The organism is Micromonospora sp. NPDC023633 (assembly GCF_040640035.1).
Classification (GTDB): domain Bacteria; phylum Actinomycetota; class Actinomycetes; order Mycobacteriales; family Micromonosporaceae; genus Micromonospora.
In genome coordinates, this window is the sequence record NZ_JBFABB010000013.1 from 35338 (window position 1) to 49932 (window position 14595).

The following is a 14595-nucleotide window of genomic DNA, read 5'->3' on the forward strand; positions in this document are numbered from 1 at the left end:
GCTGTTCGCCGAAGTCCATAGCAGATCGACTCGCTCGGCGGGCGTTGTCCACAGGGCGCGCGGTTGTCCACAGGCTGTGGGGACGGGGCGGCGACCGGCGTGGCGCCGGAGCAGGGTCTCGGGTCAGCAACCCCGAGTCCACCGCTGGAGGCCGCGATGCCACCCCGTACCTCCGTCCCGCCGCACCGGCCCCTGCCGCTGCTCGTCACCTCGGACGGCGACCTGCTCGACGACCTGCTCCGGCTCGCCGCGGCGGGCGGCGTCGAGGTGGAGGTCGCCGCCGACCCCGCTGCGGCCCGTACCCGCTGGCTGCCCGCCCCGCTGGTGCTGGTCGGCGCCGACCAGGCGCAGCCGTGCCTGCGTGCGCGGTTGCCGCAGCGGCCACGGATGGTGCTGGTCGGCCGGTCCGGGGAGCTCGATCCCGGCTGGCAGGTCGCCGAGCTGATCGGCGCGGAGCACGTGGCGACGCTGCCGGCCGCCGAGCCCTGGCTGGTCGACCGGTTCGCCGAGTGCGGGCCGGAGGGCGTCGAGCGGGGCGGCGCCCGGATCGTCGCCGTCCTGGGCGGGCGGGGCGGGGCCGGAGCGAGCATCCTGGCGGGCGGGCTCGCCGTCACCGCCGCCCGGGCCCGGTTGCGCACCCTGCTCGTCGACGCCGACCCGCTCGGCGGCGGGCTCGATCTGGTGCTCGGCTGGGAGCAGTTGGAGGGGCTGCGCTGGCCAGCGCTGACGGGCGCCGACGGTAGGGTGGACGCGCCGGCGCTGGTGCGGGCCCTGCCGAGCCGGGGCGATCTGGTGGTGCTCTCCTGGGACCGGGGCGACCTGCTCGCCCTCCCCGCTGAGGCGATGGCGGCGACCGTCGACGCCGCCCGGCGAGGCCGGGATTTTGTGGTGGTGGACCTGCCCCGGCAGTTGGACGACGCGGCCGTGACCGCGTTGCAGGCGGCGGATCAGGTCTACGTGGTGGTCCCGGCCGAGCTGCGGGCCACCGCCGCGGCGGCGCGGGTGGTGGCGGCCGCCGCCCCGCATTGCGCCGCGATGGCGGTGATCGTGCGCGGTCCGGCCCCGGGCCGGCTCGGAGCGGCGGAGGTGGCCCGGGCGCTGGGGCTGCCGCTGGCCGGCACGCTGCGCCCGGAACCGGCGGTGGCCCGTGGGCTGGAGCGGGGCGAGGCACCGGCCGCGCACGGTCGGGGGCCGCTGGCCGCGCTCTGCCAGCGGATCGTGGCCGAGCTGACCGGCGCGCCGGCGGCGGGTGCGGCATGACCGGGCCGTCCGAGGGCGAGACTCTCGCCGCCCGGGTGCGACAGCGCATCGCGGCCGCGGCGGCCCCGGTCACCCCCGCCGCGATCGTGTCCGCCGTACGGGCGGAGCCCACCGCCGCCGTCCTCGGCGACACCGCCGTGCTGCGGATGGCCGACCAGGTGCACGACGACCTGGTGGGTGCCGGTCCGCTCGCCCCGCTGCTGGCCGACCCGGAGGTCACCGACGTGCTGGTATTCAAATGTGGGTCAGTTCTTCTGGGCACCGCCTTCGAGGAGTCGCAGGTGGATGCGGTGGGCGGCGGCGGCCGTCTCGGGGTCGACCATGTTGCGGACGCCCACCGCAGCGGCGAGGCGGTCGCTCTCTCGGCGGATCCACCAGCAGGCGGTGAGGGTTCCTGCGGCGATGGCGGCGAGGACCAGGGCGTTTCCGGCGGTGGACGGACTAGGTGGCAGGGTGGTGTGCGACAAGAGAGGCCCCCCGGTCTCTTGGTGTGGAGTGAGCCTCCGATGAAACACCCGTGCGAAGCGAAACGGTAGACCCGATGAGCTGGGGCGGTACGGCTGACGGGACTGGTCCCCGTGCGGGCTAAGGTGTCCCGTGGTATGCGCCACGCGCCGTAATTACTCCGTCCGGCCTAAGGCCCGACCTTGATCACTGAGTGTCGATTCTCGGGGCTTGCCGGATGCATCTTGCATAAGGGTGGCACCGGCGTGGGATTTGCGTATCCCGCAAGTTGTTGCGTTCTGCAATAACCGCGTCACATGCGGCGACACGTCACAAGATCGCCGATCATGAGAAGGTCAGTTCGGTCCGATCGGCCGCGTACACCCCCCGGACCCGACCACCCACAACGACCACCACCACCGGCACCACCGCGCCCGGCTCGATGTCGAGCTGCGCGCGCTCCGCCTCCGTCGGCATCCGCGATCGCACCCGGGCACCCCGCGGCACAGGCACTTGGACAAGGGGCTGCTCGTCGACCACCCGGGTGCCGTACCCCCGCTCGGTCACGACCAGGCCGTCGAGCCGCAACGCGGCCAGCGTCCGGCGCACGGTCTCCCGGCCGACGCCGTACTCCTGCTCAATGGCCCGGATCGACGGCAGTAGCGCGCCGGGGCGGAACTCGCCAGCGGTGATCCGGGCCCTCAGCGCGTCTGCGAGCTGACGGTAGGCCGGCCGATCACTGTGGGGATCGATCACCGCCCGCACGCTACGGATGAGGTTGCGGCAGGGGGACCAGGGCCCGGGGGCCCCAGGGCCCCTCCTGCGGGCCGGGGGACCCGGCTGACGCGGCCGGGTCCCCCGGGTGGAACCGCCCCGCCCGACCCGCGTCGAGGGGCACGCCCAGGGTATCCGGACGCACCGACGACGGCAGCTCCGTTGAGTACGCTCAGCCGTGCCGACCGGCATCATTCCAACCGGCAAGGAGGGCAAGGGTGCACCCCAACCCGTTGGCCAGGCAGCGTCGGCTCGGCGCCGCACTGCTCGCCCTACGGCTCGAACGCGGCTACAACCACGCCGAGCTGAGCCGCAAGAGCGGCGTCTCCGCCTCCGTCATCAGCCGCACGGAGAACCCGTTCGGCGACGTCCACCGCAAGCCCGGCCTGCTCTCCGTGCGGCGGCTGCTTGACGCTCTCGATGTGGCGCGCGGCAGCGACATGTGGTCCCTCGTCGAGGGGTTCGCCGAGGACGCAGTCACCGGCCGATGGTGGGATGTCCCGGCGTACACGCGGATGGGCGACGGACAGCGCACCTACGCTCTCGTCGAGGCGGGGGCCAGCACGATCCGCGAGTACGCGGGCCTACTGCTGCCGGGCATCGTGCAGACCGCCGAGTACGCCCGCCACCGCGTGGTGGCCGTGACCGGCGACGGGCCGGTCGCCGACCCGGACTGCATCGTGCGCGGCCGGATAGAGCGACAGCGGCAGACCATCGGCACCGGCCACGTGCAGTACCAGCTCGTGTTGGAGGAGCAGGCGATCCGTCGGCGGCCGGTGCCGGCCGAGGTGATGCTGGAGCAGCTGCACCACCTCCTGGAGCTGATGAACGGCGAGCAGGTGAGCGTGCGGGTCGTGCCGGTGGGCGCTCAGCTGGCCGCCGGGTACGCGCCGCGGGCGCCGTACGCCCACGTGACCTACCCCGACATGGACGATCCGCCGATCGTCGTGGTCGACAACGTGACCCGCTCGTTGCTGGTCACAGAGCCCGACGAGGTGTCGGGGTATGCGCAGCTGCACTACCGGCTGCGTGAGGCCGCCCTGTCTGACGCGGACAGCGCGGCGTACATCCGCGAGGCGGCCGGGGAGCTGGCCGCCACGATGTAAGGAGACTCGATGTCCGACCCGCAGCAGTTCACCAACCACACCGACCCACGGTTCACCAGCTGGATGAAGTCGCCGGAGTCCGGCGGCAACGAGGGATGCCTCTACGTCTCGACCGCCAGCGACGGGTCGGGCGACGTGGCCCTGGCCGACAGCAAGGCTGGCCCGGACGCACCGATCCAGGTGTTCAACCGAACCGAGTGGGTCGCGTTCCTCGGCGGCGCGAAGTCGGGGGCGTTCGACCACATCTGACGTTCGACGAGGGGCCGGCACCTACCTGGTGCCGGCCCTTTTCTGCGTCTACCGACGGTGAGTCCCTTGTGACCTTGGGCGAACGATGCCAGGGTGACAGATGCCGGAGCGAATTATTCCGGCGGATGCGATGGCGCGAACTCCCAGCACCCATCTCGGCCGCGGTCGCATCCTCCAGCCGGGCACGGCGTGAGCGACGGCACCACCGTCAGCGAGCACCGCGCCCCGGGTAGCGGCGGCGGCGGCCTGGTAGATCGCCGCCGTCGTCGCACCCCGCTCATCACGAGAGGGCACAAGATGGTCGTCTGGAATCTGCTCCGACGTCGCCGCCCGGCGGTGACACCAACGGCTGGCCAGCGGTGGAACGTCGACGACCAGCGTGCGGCCAAGGAGCGGCTGCTGGCCTTCGCCCGACAGCGCCAGGCGGCGCACCTCTACGACGGGCCGAGCCGGTGACCGCGCGGCCCATGCCGACTGCCGGCGACCGGGTGAAGGTGCGCCCCGGGGAGTGGCAGGCCAGCCCCGGCGTCCCCGGCCACACGCAGCACGACATCCGGATCGTGAGCGTCCACGAGTCCCACGACCAGGCGTACGCCTGGGTCTACGGACACGGCCTGGAGTGCAGCTGGCCGACCGCCGACTGCACCGCGCCGTGGTGCTTCGAGCTGCTCGTGTCCGTCGACGTCCTCGCCGCGGCGGCCGGCGCCCGGCCGTGAGCGCGGTCGCCGCCCAGACCGTCGAGCGGTGGCGTCGGACCCTCGACGAGCACCGCCAGGTCGACGGCCGGTGCCCGCGCTGCGGCACCCGCAAGCGCTGCTGGGAGTGGGCGACGGCGTTCTCCGCGCTGCTCGTCGACGAGATGGGCCGCCGGTGAGCCTCGACAACGTCACCGCGTCGCGCTGCCTCGGGTGCGCGCCGACGATCCTCAACGTCGGGCACACCTGCGGCGGCAGCCGGATCCCGATGGCCGAGGTGGGCTGGCGGTGCGTCTGTCCGATGCCGGAGTGTCGGAGGCGGCAGGCCGGCCAGTGGCCCGCCGAAACCAAGAGCAGGAGGTGACCCCGGTGTGCTGGAGCCGAGCCCCGCCGGTGCCGCCGCTAGACTGGCCCGGCCCGTGAGCTGCCAAGATCCCGACTGATCAGGAGAGCAACCGTGCAGGTATCCCAGGCCTTGGACGTGGTGGAGGCCCTCCTCCGCGCCGCCGAGCACCCGGACATCGTCGCCGTCGAGAGGTACGGCGCCGACGTCCAGCCGGGCGGTCAGTCCCCTGCCGGGGTCAAGGCCGTGCACGGCTCCGGGTCCGCCGCGTTGTTGTGGGGCGCTGTGCCGCCGCGTGACGCCACGCCGGTGCCGCTGCCCAGCGAGCCGCTGCCGCCGAAGTGGCGGGCCGCTCGCATCCTCGTGCTCGCGCACCAGCTGCTCGACGCCGCGCGGCCGGACGTCTTCCGGTCGTGGGAGTTGTGTCGTCAGGCTGGCGTCGAGTCGCCGGTCGCCGCCGCGCTCCGGATCACCGCCAGCGACGGCTCGGTGGTGTACCTGCGCGCGACCTCGGCGGCCGGCTCGATGGGCGAGCCCGAGACTGACCCTCACCCGGACTACCGCATCCCCCAGGGAGTCCAGTCATGGCACCTCAGTCTCAATGCTCCGCGTGCGGAGCCCGTGTCGGTGTAGCCCCCGGCAGTTCCTGCCCGCCGCATCAGGCGATGGGAAGCCGGGGCACCTGCCCCGGATCCAACCGGCCGACGATGTGACAGCAAGCGGCCCCGCTCCAGCTGGAGCGGGGCCGCTTCGCGTCTGCGCTACTTCTCGGGCTGGCCCGCCTTGCGTTCGACGGCCGATCTGCGCAGCTGGTAGGCGCCGCGCGTCGACAGCGGCTTGAATCGCCAGCCCTCACCTTCGCCGCCCCATTCTCGGGCGCGCTGGTCCGGGTCTTGGAGGGACCGCTGCACGGTGCGCTCGGAGACCTCCAGCAGCTCGGCCGCCTCCTTCGGGCTGATCCACACGCTGCTGCTCACCCTGCGCTCCCCGGTCCGACGGCGTCTCCCTTGGGATCGTCTCACGCCAGTCGCGCCACTCATAGCCACGCCCGACACGCTACGTCAGACGCGACAGTTGCGCCAGAAGCGCCAGACGCGCCATGATGGGCGGCATGAAGCTCATCCGCCCCAGGCTGACGGCCGAGGAGATCGCCGCCGCCGCCCGCGCCGAGGACGAGCAGCGCCGACTCCGCGCCGCCTTCGACCGCGACCAGGCCGACGCGAACCGCGCCGCCCGCCGGCAGCAGAAGCGCGAGCAGGCACGCGCCGAACGGAAGCAGGCCAAGACCAAGGCCAAGGCGCGCGCCCGGCGCCGCCGCAAGCTCGCCGCCCTGGCGACCACCGCCCGGTACGTGGCCCCGCTGCTCCTGGTCAACCTCGCCGCCGTCGGCGGCCAGACCGCGTACGCCTTCACCCGCACGCCAGCGAGCTGGACCCCGGTCGTCCGGGCAGCCGTCGCCCTGGTCTACGCAGCGACCGTCGAGTCGATCAGCCTCTACGTGAACTGGCACGCCCACGACGCGCTGCTCCAGGGCGCGACGGGCACCGCCGCCGAGATGCGCCGACGGGCCTACGCCATCGCCGCAGTCGTCGCCGCGATGAACTACAGCCATTTCGACGACGAGGGCTGGCGGCCGACGCCGTTCGCGGTCGGCAGCGGCATGGCGTCGCTGCTGTCGCCGTGGCTGTGGGGCCTGCACACCCGCCGCGCCCAGCACGTGCAGCTACTCCGCAAGGACCTGGTCGACGAGACCGGCGCCGTGTTCGACCGCAAGCGCCGCCGCGCATTCCCGATCCGCACGTGGAAGGCGGCGCGGTGGTCGATCGAGCACAACGTGCGCGACCCGCGCACCGCGTGGACCGGGTACCACGACCACCGGGCCGCGAAGCGCGCTGCTGCCGGGCAGTCCGGGCGTCTCCGGGCGGCGTGGACCGCGCTGCGCGGTGCCCCGGTCGGTGCCATCGACGAGGACGACCCGGGCATCCAGGTCGCGCGCCGGCTCCAGCGGGAGATGGCCGCCGCCCGCGAGAGCATCGCGCCTCGGATGGCACGGATCGCGCTGACCGAGCGGGCACTCGGCGTCTGGCCGGCGGCGGGCAGTCAGGTGCCCGCGCCTCTGCCCGCGCCCCGCCCGCAGGCTGCCCGCACGGGCACCTCCGCCACTGCCCGCGAACTGCCCGCAGAGCCAGCCCCGGCGGGCACCGCCGAACTGCCCGCGCGGGCACCGGCCGCAGTGCCCGCGACTGCCCGCCCGAAGCGGGCATCGGTGGCCGCGAAGGTCGGCCGCCGGCTGACCGGGCGGGCAGCGCCGAAGCCGCCCGCCGCGCCAACCGCGGGCACCGACGCCGAGCGCACCCAGGCCGCCTACGACGCGTACGTCGCCGAGCACGGCCGGGCGCCGTCCGACCGCAAGCTCGCCGCGCTGGCGGGGGTCGGCAAGACCTACGCCAACGAGTGGAAGAAGACCCGGGCCGAGGCCCAGAAGTAGCGCCCGGGGCGCGGCTCACCGACTGGACATCGCGCCGCGCCCCGGATCTCCCCGAAGGAAGGACACCATCATGCCCACCACCCATCTGATCCGCGGGCACGTGCCCGCAGACTCGCCGCTGCGGGCGCTCGCCGGCCGCACCGTCACGGTGCCCGCCGGAACGCTGCCCGAGCTGGCTGAGCGGGTCCGGGAACTGCGTCAGGCCGGCATCCAGCCGGTCGTCGTGGCCGCCCCCCGCCGCGTGCCGTGGACGACCATCGCCTGGACGCTCACCGGCGGCGTGCTGGCCTCGCTCGTCGCCGCCCTGACGGCCATCCTCACCGGCCACACCACCACCGCCTGGGTGGCCGCCGGCGCCATGGTGCTCCTCGGCGTCGCGCTGTTCCCGACCCTCACGCACCTGGAGATGGACGCCTGATGGCCGCCCTGACCTACCGTCTGCGCATCTACGACGGGCAGTACGAGGTGCTGCACAAGCGCAACTACGTCGTCACCCTGGACCTCGACGGGCCCAGCCTCGACATGGCCCTCGTCCATCACCTCCAGGCGCTGACTCGTGAGGCCCTCGCCGCCAACGAGCCGATGGACAGCCCGCGCCTGGAGGTGTGCGACGCGCGCACCGGCGCGGTGCTGCTCGACTGGTCGGGGGCCTGACATGACCCACACCATGTCGCCCACCGGCGTCGTCATCGTGCTGCTCCTGGCCGTCATCGTCGACTACATGTCGATCGGCCCGAACAGCATCCGCGATCGAATCGCGTTCATCCTCGCGGTGCCGGCGATCCGCGAAGGATTCGACGGCAGCCCCCTCGACCGGGCCACCGTCGGTGCCCTCCGAGACGTCATCCAGGCGCTCCTCGACTCCACCGGTGACGCCTACATCGCCGGCGCGAGCATCAACGCGGTCGTCGGGTTCCTGATCGCCCTGCTGTGGATCTACGCGCTCGGCTGCCTGCTGCCCGTCAAGTCCAGCAAGAAGCTCGGCAGGTTCGCGACGTTGTCCTTCCCGCAGTCGCCGCTCTACCGGCTCAACCTGCGCATGTGGCTGGTCGCCATTCCCCTCGGGCTGATGTCCGATCTGCCGGAAGGGCTGATCGGACAGTTCACCCGCACCCTGCTCGACATCACCACCAAGCTCATCGTTCCGCTTCCCTCCCTCCTGTTCGGAGCTGCCTGATGCTGACCACCACCCTGCTTGCCGCCGCCGAGGAGCCTCAGCGCGGCTGGGGCGGCCCCATCGCCCTGGGCATCGTCGTCGTCGTCTGGATCGCGGGCGCGACCCTTCACGACTGGTGGATGCGCACCCGGGGCCTCCCCTCCCCCACCGAGGGGGATGACCCTGATATCAGTGTCAACGCGCAGGTCAGCGCGGTGTCTGACACCGATGACACCGGCCGTGACACCGGCTGGTGGGGGCGGCTGATCACCCTCCCGGACGGCCGGCGGGTGCGGTCCATCGCCCCGGCCGCGGTGCCCGTCGACGAGGAGGAGGACCTCGACCTCGACGGCGCCCAGGACGAGGAGGAGCCGGCGACGATCGAGGACGTGATCGGCACGATGCTCGACCGCGGCCACCCGTACGCCACAGTCGTGCGCCACGTGATGGACGAGTTCGAGGTGAGCGAGGCGACGGCGAAGCGGCGGATCCGGGACGTCCGGGCCGAGCGGATCGCTGCAGCGAGCTGACCCCGACGCACGACAGCGCCCCCGCCGGCCGAGCCGTGCGGGGGCGCTTCGCGTACCGGGGGAGCGCGGCCAGGTAAGCGTGTTCCTACTCCTGGGTCGGCGCGGGCCGGGCGGCCTCGACGACGGCGCGGCGGAACACCCAGGCGTTGCCGGCCCGCGCGCCGAGGAGCTGGCCACGTTCGGCCCGCTTGAGGGCGGCCTGCTTGCTCATGCCGAGGATGTCGGCCGCCTCCTGGAGGGAGACGAGGTCGGGGATCTTTGGGTCGCGCGGCGGGCTGGTCATGCCCACCACGATATGGGTCCGGTTGACGTGCGTCAACGTGGTACGCGGCGAGTTTTTCGGCTTGACCTGGCCCTATCGGTTGACGTTTGTCAACCACGTGCGCTAGGCTATGGGCACAGGCAAGCGAGGGAGACGGACATGACGGAGCGGGAGATCGGCGAGCAGGCCCCCGAGGGATGCGAGTGCTGCGGCGGACCGGGCGCCATCGTCCGGCGGCACCCGAACGGCGGCAAGTACGAGGCCTGCATCGGCTGCCACCGCTACGAGGTCAAGCAGGCCGAGATCGACGCCCTCGCCTGCCTCGTCTGACCGGGCCGGGGGCCTCCGGGCCCCCACCCGGCAGCACCCAGGAAACCGCTTACCTCCCGCGTCCAGCCTGGAACGACGAAACGGCCCCGCCCTCCCGAACCGGGAGAGCGGGGCCGCTGCACGTTGGTCGGTGCCTGACCGGGACGTCACCGGCAGCACCGCGCCATCGATCCTACCGGGACGGTCAGACCCGAATCGACTGCCGCGGGTCGGCCGCCGGCGTGACCTGCGTGCGCGTCAGCAGCGCCAGGACACCCACCACCGCCACCTGCACCGCGCCGACGGTCTCCTGCGACACGTCCATCCCGTACGCGGCCACCAGCACCGCCAGGGCCGTCACCAGGCCGGCGAACGCAGCCGGGGCGACCGGACGCACCATCGCCGCGTTGACGGCGGCGAGGAGCGCGGATAGGACAGCGACGATCGCGGCGGCCTGCGTCGCCGACAGGCCCGGCAGACCGAACGTCACGAAGACGCCCAGCAGCGCCGAGAGGGCCTGGATGTAGAGGGTGGGCTCACGACCGAAGATCTTCACGATGCTCCTAGGGTTGAGTCATGGCAGGTCACCCGCAGGTCCGCGAGTCGGCCCTGCTGTACGGGCCTGACCCGACCGTCGCGGAGGCGATGGTGCGCCTCATCGAGCGCATGGACGGGTCAGGCATCTGGGAGGTGCTGCTGAACAGCCCTGCGCGGCAGCAGGAGCCGCGGCGCTGGGAGCGCCCGGACGAGGCCGGGGCGCGGGCGGTGCTGGAGAGCATCTACGCCGAGGGTGAGGCGACGGGCGGTATCTGGCGGAAGACCCGCCACGACGGCCGTTGATAGCCGCTGCCGCCCCCGAGGCGGCAGCGGTCATCGGACGACCGCAGCGATGATCAGCGGATACAGCGGAGCGATGAGGCCGGCGACCAGGCCGATCGTCCAGCGTCTCGCAGCCTTCTGCTCTACGGCCGCCTGGGCGTGCATCACCTCGTGCTCCTCCAGGTCCTTGCGGAGGCTCCGCAGATCCAGCCGCAGGGCCTCCACCCCCCGCGACCCGTGCTCGTCGAGGCGGTCGACCCGGCCGCTGATGCGATCGACGTCGGCACCCAGCTCCGCGCGCGCCTCGACGATCAGCCGCTCGGCTCGCGCGGCCACCTCGTCGACGCGGCGGTCCAGGCGGTCGACCTCCCGCCAGAGCAGGAAGTCGCCGGCTGGCGGGCGGGCGCCGTCGGACGAGGCACTCACGAGGCCAGGCGGCGGGTCAGCTCATCGAGCACCTGCGGCATGGTGACGCCGCTCGGACCCGGGTCACCCTGGGGCCCCTGCGGGCCGGGTTGACCGCCTCCGCCCCACTTCTTCGCGAGCTGGAAGTCGAGGTAGATCGACTCCGTCGCCCCGTAGTTACGTCCGTCGACGGTCCGCCCGTTGTGCAGCTTGACCAGGGTGGCCAGCCCGCGCGCCGTCGCGTCGCCGTACCGCCCGTCGACCGCGCCGACCAGCTTCTTGATCTCGGCGTTGACGTTGCCGAGCTGGTACTGCAAGCGCCGGACGTGCTCGCCCGTGTCCCCGTGCCGACAGAACATGTCGGTACCTCCTCCTCCGTCGACTGCCGGCCACCCGGCGCCGTTCTCGTCGTCCGCGGCCAGCCCTGCGATGTGCGGGTGGTCGCGGTGTGGGTCGCCGCCGAACGTCCGCCTGGTCCATCCCCACGAGCGGGACCAGATGCCGCCGTTCCAGATGATGTTGAACAGCCGGGCGCGCGACGCCGGGTCGCTGACCAGGTCGTCCACCAGCCGGTCGGCGTCGGCCTTGCTGAACGCGGGGCCGAGCATCACGTCGATGGCCCGGTGCTCCGGGTCGCTGTCCCCGTCCGACTGCGCAGCCCTACTGCCCGACAGGTCGTCCTCGTTGTGGTCCGACGCCCGCAGCTTGTGGGCCGCGTCGCCGATGCCGTAGACGACCACCCCCGGGTGTCGGCGCTTGACCGCCTCGGTGAGGGCCTGCATGTTCCTTGCTCGCATGTCGCCTTCCCTACGGGTTCATCCGGGTGGAGGTGAGGTCGTCGCCGGCCCGGATGTCGCGGCCGTACGCAGTGCGCAGTTGCTCCGCCCGGATCGTCCTGTTGGTCGTCCACGTCACGGCCGACCCGTCATCGAGTCGCGCCTTGGTCAGCCGCATCCCCGGCCGCCAGTCAGTCGCCACCGCTCCTCCTCACAGGGCTGCGTGTGCCGGCTGCCACACGTCCACCTCGGTGCCGGCCGGCCAGGCGCGGGCGACCCCGTTGAGGCTGCGCGCGGACAGGGTGACCCGCTGCGGTATCAGCGCCTCGACGTTGTCGTAGCTGACGGCCACGGGCTGCGGGTTGGTGTTGCCCGCCGCGAGCAGCGCCCGCGGCCCGGCGCGCGTGCCGGCGGGGGCCGCAGTCGCCGGACGGCTGACCTGCCACGCGGGCGGGGTGCCGCCCGGCCACACCCGGGCCCGGTACGTCGACCCGATGAGCTGCACACCCAGCCGGTAGGTGGAGCCCGCCGTGTACGCCTGCACGGCGGTGGGACCCGTGTACGTGGTGTTGACGCCGCCGGAGCGGACGTTCAGGGACAACCAGATCTGCCCGTCGGTGCGGAACTGCGCCTCAACGTAGTAGTGGTTGTCCGCGTCGACGTACCGGGCCATCCAGCCGTGGATGATCGACCCGCCGGTAGCGGTCGCCGGTGATCGGATGGACAGGATCACGTCCTGATCCGCGCTGCCCAGGTCGATGACCGCCCCGTGTCGGCCGGTGCCAGTCAGCCCGATCACGCCGCGCGTCCCGTCCGCCGAAAACGCCGCCGCGGAGCCCATCACCACCGACCACGTCGGCCCCCAGCCGCCCGACACCGTCCGGTCGAGGGTGTCGAGGATCGACGACGCGATCGACGACGCCCGGACCTGCTCCCCGCCGACCCTGATGTCCAGCGGCATGTCGGCTGCGGCGGTCGTCCACGCACCAGTCTCGGCGGTGCTGGACAGCAGCAGCGACGTCGCCGACGCGGTGATACCAGCGGCGAGGGTCGAGCCGGCCGCGCCTATCCGCTGCGGCCCGTCCACCGTGGCCACCTGCCACGGGGTAGACGGCACCGTGTTCAGCACCGCCCGCCAATGCCGGCGGCCACGGATCGTCTCCGACGCCCCCACCACCAGCTGATCGATGACCCCAGGCGGGGCCTGCGGCGGAGGATTCACCACCTGCACCCGGCCACCAGGACGCACCTCGCACCACGCCGACGCCAGCTCCCGGTGCGCCGCCACGTTGATCCCCAGCTGCGGATACCGCAGGCCCGAAGTCGTCGACAGATGCAGCCGCCACCAGGCGTCATCGGGCAGCATGTCGTCGGTCCACACGTTGACGGTGGACGAGGCAGGGACCAGGCCCTGGGCGTCGACCGAGGTGTAGTCGACCGCCACCGCCGAGCTGCCTCTCGGCCGTTCGACAGTCCACTGGTTGCGGATCTGCTGGTCATCGGACGCCGGGGCCAGATCCGCGCCGAGCTGCCCATCATCCGCGTCGAGCACCAGCGCGGGGTCAGCGTTGTACCGGTGGTGCCTCGGCAGGTACCCGAGGCCGAAGCCGTCCTCGTACAGCAGCCCGTGGTCGACCTGCTCGCAATCGAGGTACAGGTCGACGGGTGTGCCGGCCGGCTGCGGGCCCATCCGCCGGATCCCGTCCACCGGGACTGCCGGCATGACCAGCGGCACCCCGTCCTCGGCGGCAAGGCGAGCGAGGCGGTCGGTGGCGGCCTCACCGTCGTAGGACACCAGCGACCCGCCGCCGAACCGCCCGTACTGGTCGCGGCGGGCCGGGCCGGTCGTCGCCGGGGGCGGGACCACCGGCCACACCGCGAGGTGGCCGTACGCCCAGCCAATCGCCTGCGTCTGCCCGGTCGGGTTCATCCTGATCCGGGCCAGGCCGCCGGACGTGCCGGCCACCGTGCCGGTCGCGCCCCACTGGTTGCTGGTCCACGAGTAGTCGTAGCCCCACCGCACCGACGGGCCGTCCTGCCATACCGCCAGGGACACCACCTGTAGACCCACGGTCACCCCGTTGCCGTCGTGCACGACGGTCGCCGCACCGGCAGCGTTGATGCCCACCACCTGGGTGCGCAGGAGTGCCTTGATGTAGCGGACCTGCCAGCGGACGTACGGCGTGGCGGTGGGGGTCTCCACCTCCACGATCACCTGGTCGCCGGCTGCCTGGCCGATGTCGGATCCGGTGGCGACGAGGAGCGACCACGCGGTCGATGTGGCGGCTACAGCGTCCGCCGGCATCTGCGCAGTGAGCTGCCCTCCGGCGGACACGTCAGCGAGCGTGGACGTGCCCCACTGGGTGTCGCCGGACCACCATTGATCGTCGGGGATCTCGCCGGTGGACACCAGGCCGGTGATGGTCATCGGTGGCTGGCTGGCGAGGGCGGAGGCGACGCTGGCGGCCGTCGACCCGTCCTCCAGCGGCCAGTACGCGACGGGCTGGCTGGCGGTGTAGGAGCGGCGCATCGGGGACTGGGAGGGTGGGGAGCCGCGGCCAAGCCGTCCGAGAATCCCCACCGCGTCGATCGTGGCGAGCGCCTGGCGGGACGATCCGCTGGGCCACTCCACCGGCCAGCGTCGGATGTAGCCGCTGAATCGGTTGCGCCAGCCGGCTCCATCTCCGAGGTCGACGTCGACGGCGATGGGCGTCCAGGTGACCACGTGCGGCCAGTACGGCGACATCGGATGGTTGCTTGTGAACCGGCCGTCGGTGTTCTTCAGGGTCAGCCTGATCTTCGAGGTCTCGGGCCGGTCGGCGCCATCCGACCGGCCCCAGCTGATCGGCACCTCGCCCGGCACATGCCACCAGTCGGTGACGTCTGTCCACGCCCACGTTGCCGGGTCAGCGCTGATGGTCGCGCCGAACGCGATCCGGATCCGCACCAGCAGGGAATCGCCGGTCAGGTACGACACAC

The 14595-nt window shown here is 72.6% G+C and carries 21 protein-coding genes and 1 pseudogene; 14 read left to right on the plus strand and 8 right to left on the minus strand.

Annotation, left to right across the window (positions count from 1 at the left end):
- Nucleotides 1-156 precede the first annotated feature (156 nt).
- Complete coding sequence (gene ssd / locus AB0G13_RS06020; RefSeq protein ID WP_357869565.1) at nt 157-1260, plus strand: septum site-determining protein Ssd; 1104 nt, start codon at nt 157-159, stop codon at nt 1258-1260.
- Nucleotides 1257-1493: pseudogene (locus tag AB0G13_RS06025) on the plus strand (pilus assembly protein CpaF); the annotation flags it as partial. The gene ssd and the pseudogene AB0G13_RS06025, both read left to right, overlap by 4 nt.
- Before the next feature lie 556 nt (nt 1494-2049).
- On the opposite strand, the gene AB0G13_RS06030 reads toward AB0G13_RS06025, so the two are convergent.
- Complete coding sequence (locus AB0G13_RS06030) at nt 2050-2460, minus strand: winged helix-turn-helix domain-containing protein (protein ID WP_357869567.1); 411 nt, start codon at nt 2458-2460, stop codon at nt 2050-2052.
- 236 nt (nt 2461-2696) lie between these two features.
- Here AB0G13_RS06030 and AB0G13_RS06035 point away from each other — a divergent pair, with 236 nt between their 5' ends.
- From AB0G13_RS06035 to AB0G13_RS06055, 5 genes are all read left to right on the plus strand, one after another.
- Nucleotides 2697-3584, plus strand: coding sequence for a helix-turn-helix transcriptional regulator (locus AB0G13_RS06035; RefSeq protein ID WP_357869570.1), 888 nt, complete (start codon nt 2697-2699; stop codon nt 3582-3584).
- A 9-nt stretch (nt 3585-3593) separates the two neighbouring features.
- Nucleotides 3594-3833, plus strand: coding sequence for a DUF397 domain-containing protein (locus AB0G13_RS06040; protein ID WP_357869572.1), 240 nt, complete (start codon nt 3594-3596; stop codon nt 3831-3833).
- Between the two features lie 467 nt (nt 3834-4300).
- Nucleotides 4301-4549: a hypothetical protein gene (locus AB0G13_RS06045; protein WP_357869575.1), complete on the plus strand. Its 249-nt coding sequence runs from the start codon at nt 4301-4303 to the stop codon at nt 4547-4549.
- On the plus strand, nt 4546-4707 hold the full coding sequence (locus AB0G13_RS06050; protein WP_357869578.1) for a hypothetical protein: 162 nt from the start codon (nt 4546-4548) through the stop codon (nt 4705-4707). The genes AB0G13_RS06045 and AB0G13_RS06050 overlap by 4 nt, the downstream gene beginning before the upstream one ends.
- A 278-nt stretch (nt 4708-4985) precedes the next feature.
- Entirely contained in the window at nt 4986-5504 is a 519-nt protein-coding gene (locus AB0G13_RS06055; protein ID WP_357869580.1) for a hypothetical protein, read from the plus strand.
- A gap of 128 nt (nt 5505-5632) precedes the next feature.
- Here AB0G13_RS06055 and AB0G13_RS06060 read toward each other — a convergent pair whose 3' ends face one another.
- Nucleotides 5633-5848 (minus strand): hypothetical protein, encoded by a 216-nt coding sequence (locus AB0G13_RS06060; RefSeq protein ID WP_357869582.1) that lies wholly within the window; start codon nt 5846-5848, stop codon nt 5633-5635.
- A 134-nt stretch (nt 5849-5982) separates the two neighbouring features.
- Between AB0G13_RS06060 and AB0G13_RS06065 the strand changes: the two genes are divergently transcribed.
- The 5 genes from AB0G13_RS06065 (at nt 5983) to AB0G13_RS06085 (ending at nt 9045) form a co-directional block, all read left to right on the plus strand.
- Nucleotides 5983-7359 (plus strand): hypothetical protein, encoded by a 1377-nt coding sequence (locus tag AB0G13_RS06065; protein ID WP_357869585.1) that lies wholly within the window; start codon nt 5983-5985, stop codon nt 7357-7359.
- A 70-nt stretch (nt 7360-7429) separates the two neighbouring features.
- The gene (locus tag AB0G13_RS06070; protein WP_357869587.1) at nt 7430-7777 is read left to right on the plus strand and encodes a hypothetical protein; all 348 of its coding nucleotides are present in this window, start codon (nt 7430-7432) and stop codon (nt 7775-7777) included.
- Nucleotides 7777-8013, plus strand: coding sequence for a hypothetical protein (locus AB0G13_RS06075; RefSeq protein ID WP_357869590.1), 237 nt, complete (start codon nt 7777-7779; stop codon nt 8011-8013). Before AB0G13_RS06070 ends, AB0G13_RS06075 begins: the two co-directional genes overlap by 1 nt.
- Before the next feature lie 13 nt (nt 8014-8026).
- On the plus strand, nt 8027-8536 hold the full coding sequence (locus tag AB0G13_RS06080) for a hypothetical protein (protein WP_357869592.1): 510 nt from the start codon (nt 8027-8029) through the stop codon (nt 8534-8536).
- Nucleotides 8536-9045 (plus strand): hypothetical protein, encoded by a 510-nt coding sequence (locus tag AB0G13_RS06085; RefSeq protein ID WP_357869595.1) that lies wholly within the window; start codon nt 8536-8538, stop codon nt 9043-9045. The genes AB0G13_RS06080 and AB0G13_RS06085 overlap by 1 nt, the downstream gene beginning before the upstream one ends.
- Before the next feature lie 85 nt (nt 9046-9130).
- Here the strand turns inward: AB0G13_RS06085 and AB0G13_RS06090 are convergent, their stop codons facing one another.
- Complete coding sequence (locus tag AB0G13_RS06090; protein ID WP_357869598.1) at nt 9131-9328, minus strand: helix-turn-helix domain-containing protein; 198 nt, start codon at nt 9326-9328, stop codon at nt 9131-9133.
- Between the two features lie 138 nt (nt 9329-9466).
- On the opposite strand from AB0G13_RS06090, the gene AB0G13_RS06095 reads away from it, so the two are divergent.
- Nucleotides 9467-9637 carry a hypothetical protein gene (locus tag AB0G13_RS06095; protein ID WP_357869600.1) on the plus strand — a complete coding sequence of 57 codons (171 nt, stop codon included), beginning with the start codon at nt 9467-9469 and terminating at the stop codon, nt 9635-9637.
- Between the two features lie 184 nt (nt 9638-9821).
- On the opposite strand, the gene AB0G13_RS06100 is transcribed toward AB0G13_RS06095, so the two are convergent.
- On the minus strand, nt 9822-10172 hold the full coding sequence (locus AB0G13_RS06100) for a hypothetical protein (RefSeq protein ID WP_357869603.1): 351 nt from the start codon (nt 10170-10172) through the stop codon (nt 9822-9824).
- A 20-nt stretch (nt 10173-10192) separates the two neighbouring features.
- On the opposite strand from AB0G13_RS06100, the gene AB0G13_RS06105 reads away from it, so the two are divergent.
- Entirely contained in the window at nt 10193-10456 is a 264-nt protein-coding gene (locus AB0G13_RS06105) for a hypothetical protein (RefSeq protein ID WP_357869605.1), read from the plus strand.
- A gap of 30 nt (nt 10457-10486) precedes the next feature.
- Here AB0G13_RS06105 and AB0G13_RS06110 read toward each other — a convergent pair whose 3' ends face one another.
- Genes AB0G13_RS06110 through AB0G13_RS06125 form a run of 4 tightly spaced genes read right to left on the minus strand, consistent with a single transcriptional unit; the run spans nt 10487 to nt 14593 of the window.
- Nucleotides 10487-10861 (minus strand): hypothetical protein, encoded by a 375-nt coding sequence (locus AB0G13_RS06110; protein WP_357869608.1) that lies wholly within the window; start codon nt 10859-10861, stop codon nt 10487-10489.
- Entirely contained in the window at nt 10858-11637 is a 780-nt protein-coding gene (locus tag AB0G13_RS06115; RefSeq protein WP_357869611.1) for a hypothetical protein, read from the minus strand. Before AB0G13_RS06115 ends, AB0G13_RS06110 begins: the two co-directional genes overlap by 4 nt.
- Nucleotides 11638-11647: 10 nt before the next feature.
- On the minus strand, nt 11648-11818 hold the full coding sequence (locus tag AB0G13_RS06120; RefSeq protein WP_357869614.1) for a hypothetical protein: 171 nt from the start codon (nt 11816-11818) through the stop codon (nt 11648-11650).
- A 9-nt stretch (nt 11819-11827) separates the two neighbouring features.
- Nucleotides 11828-14593, minus strand: a complete 2766-nt coding sequence (locus tag AB0G13_RS06125; RefSeq protein ID WP_357869617.1) for a hypothetical protein — start codon at nt 14591-14593, stop codon at nt 11828-11830.
- Between the last annotated feature and the right edge of the window lie 2 nt (nt 14594-14595).

Bases quoted from the DNA above. Each gene is read 5' to 3' on its own strand.
- AB0G13_RS06080 (WP_357869592.1), top strand. From the start codon at position 8,027: ATGTCGCCCACCGGCGTCGTCATCGTGCTGCTCCTGGCCGTCATCGTC.
- AB0G13_RS06085 (WP_357869595.1), top strand. From the start codon at position 8,536: ATGCTGACCACCACCCTGCTTGCCGCCGCCGAGGAGCCTCAGCGCGGC.
- AB0G13_RS06115 (WP_357869611.1), bottom strand. From the start codon at position 11,637: ATGCGAGCAAGGAACATGCAGGCCCTCACCGAGGCGGTCAAGCGCCGA.
- AB0G13_RS06105 (WP_357869605.1), top strand. From the start codon at position 10,193: ATGGCAGGTCACCCGCAGGTCCGCGAGTCGGCCCTGCTGTACGGGCCT.
- AB0G13_RS06045 (WP_357869575.1), top strand. From the start codon at position 4,301: ATGCCGACTGCCGGCGACCGGGTGAAGGTGCGCCCCGGGGAGTGGCAG.
- AB0G13_RS06075 (WP_357869590.1), top strand. From the start codon at position 7,777: ATGGCCGCCCTGACCTACCGTCTGCGCATCTACGACGGGCAGTACGAG.
- AB0G13_RS06090 (WP_357869598.1), bottom strand. From the start codon at position 9,328: ATGACCAGCCCGCCGCGCGACCCAAAGATCCCCGACCTCGTCTCCCTC.
- AB0G13_RS06095 (WP_357869600.1), top strand. From the start codon at position 9,467: ATGACGGAGCGGGAGATCGGCGAGCAGGCCCCCGAGGGATGCGAGTGC.
- AB0G13_RS06065 (WP_357869585.1), top strand. From the start codon at position 5,983: ATGAAGCTCATCCGCCCCAGGCTGACGGCCGAGGAGATCGCCGCCGCC.
- ssd (WP_357869565.1), top strand. From the start codon at position 157: ATGCCACCCCGTACCTCCGTCCCGCCGCACCGGCCCCTGCCGCTGCTC.
- AB0G13_RS06070 (WP_357869587.1), top strand. From the start codon at position 7,430: ATGCCCACCACCCATCTGATCCGCGGGCACGTGCCCGCAGACTCGCCG.
- AB0G13_RS06040 (WP_357869572.1), top strand. From the start codon at position 3,594: ATGTCCGACCCGCAGCAGTTCACCAACCACACCGACCCACGGTTCACC.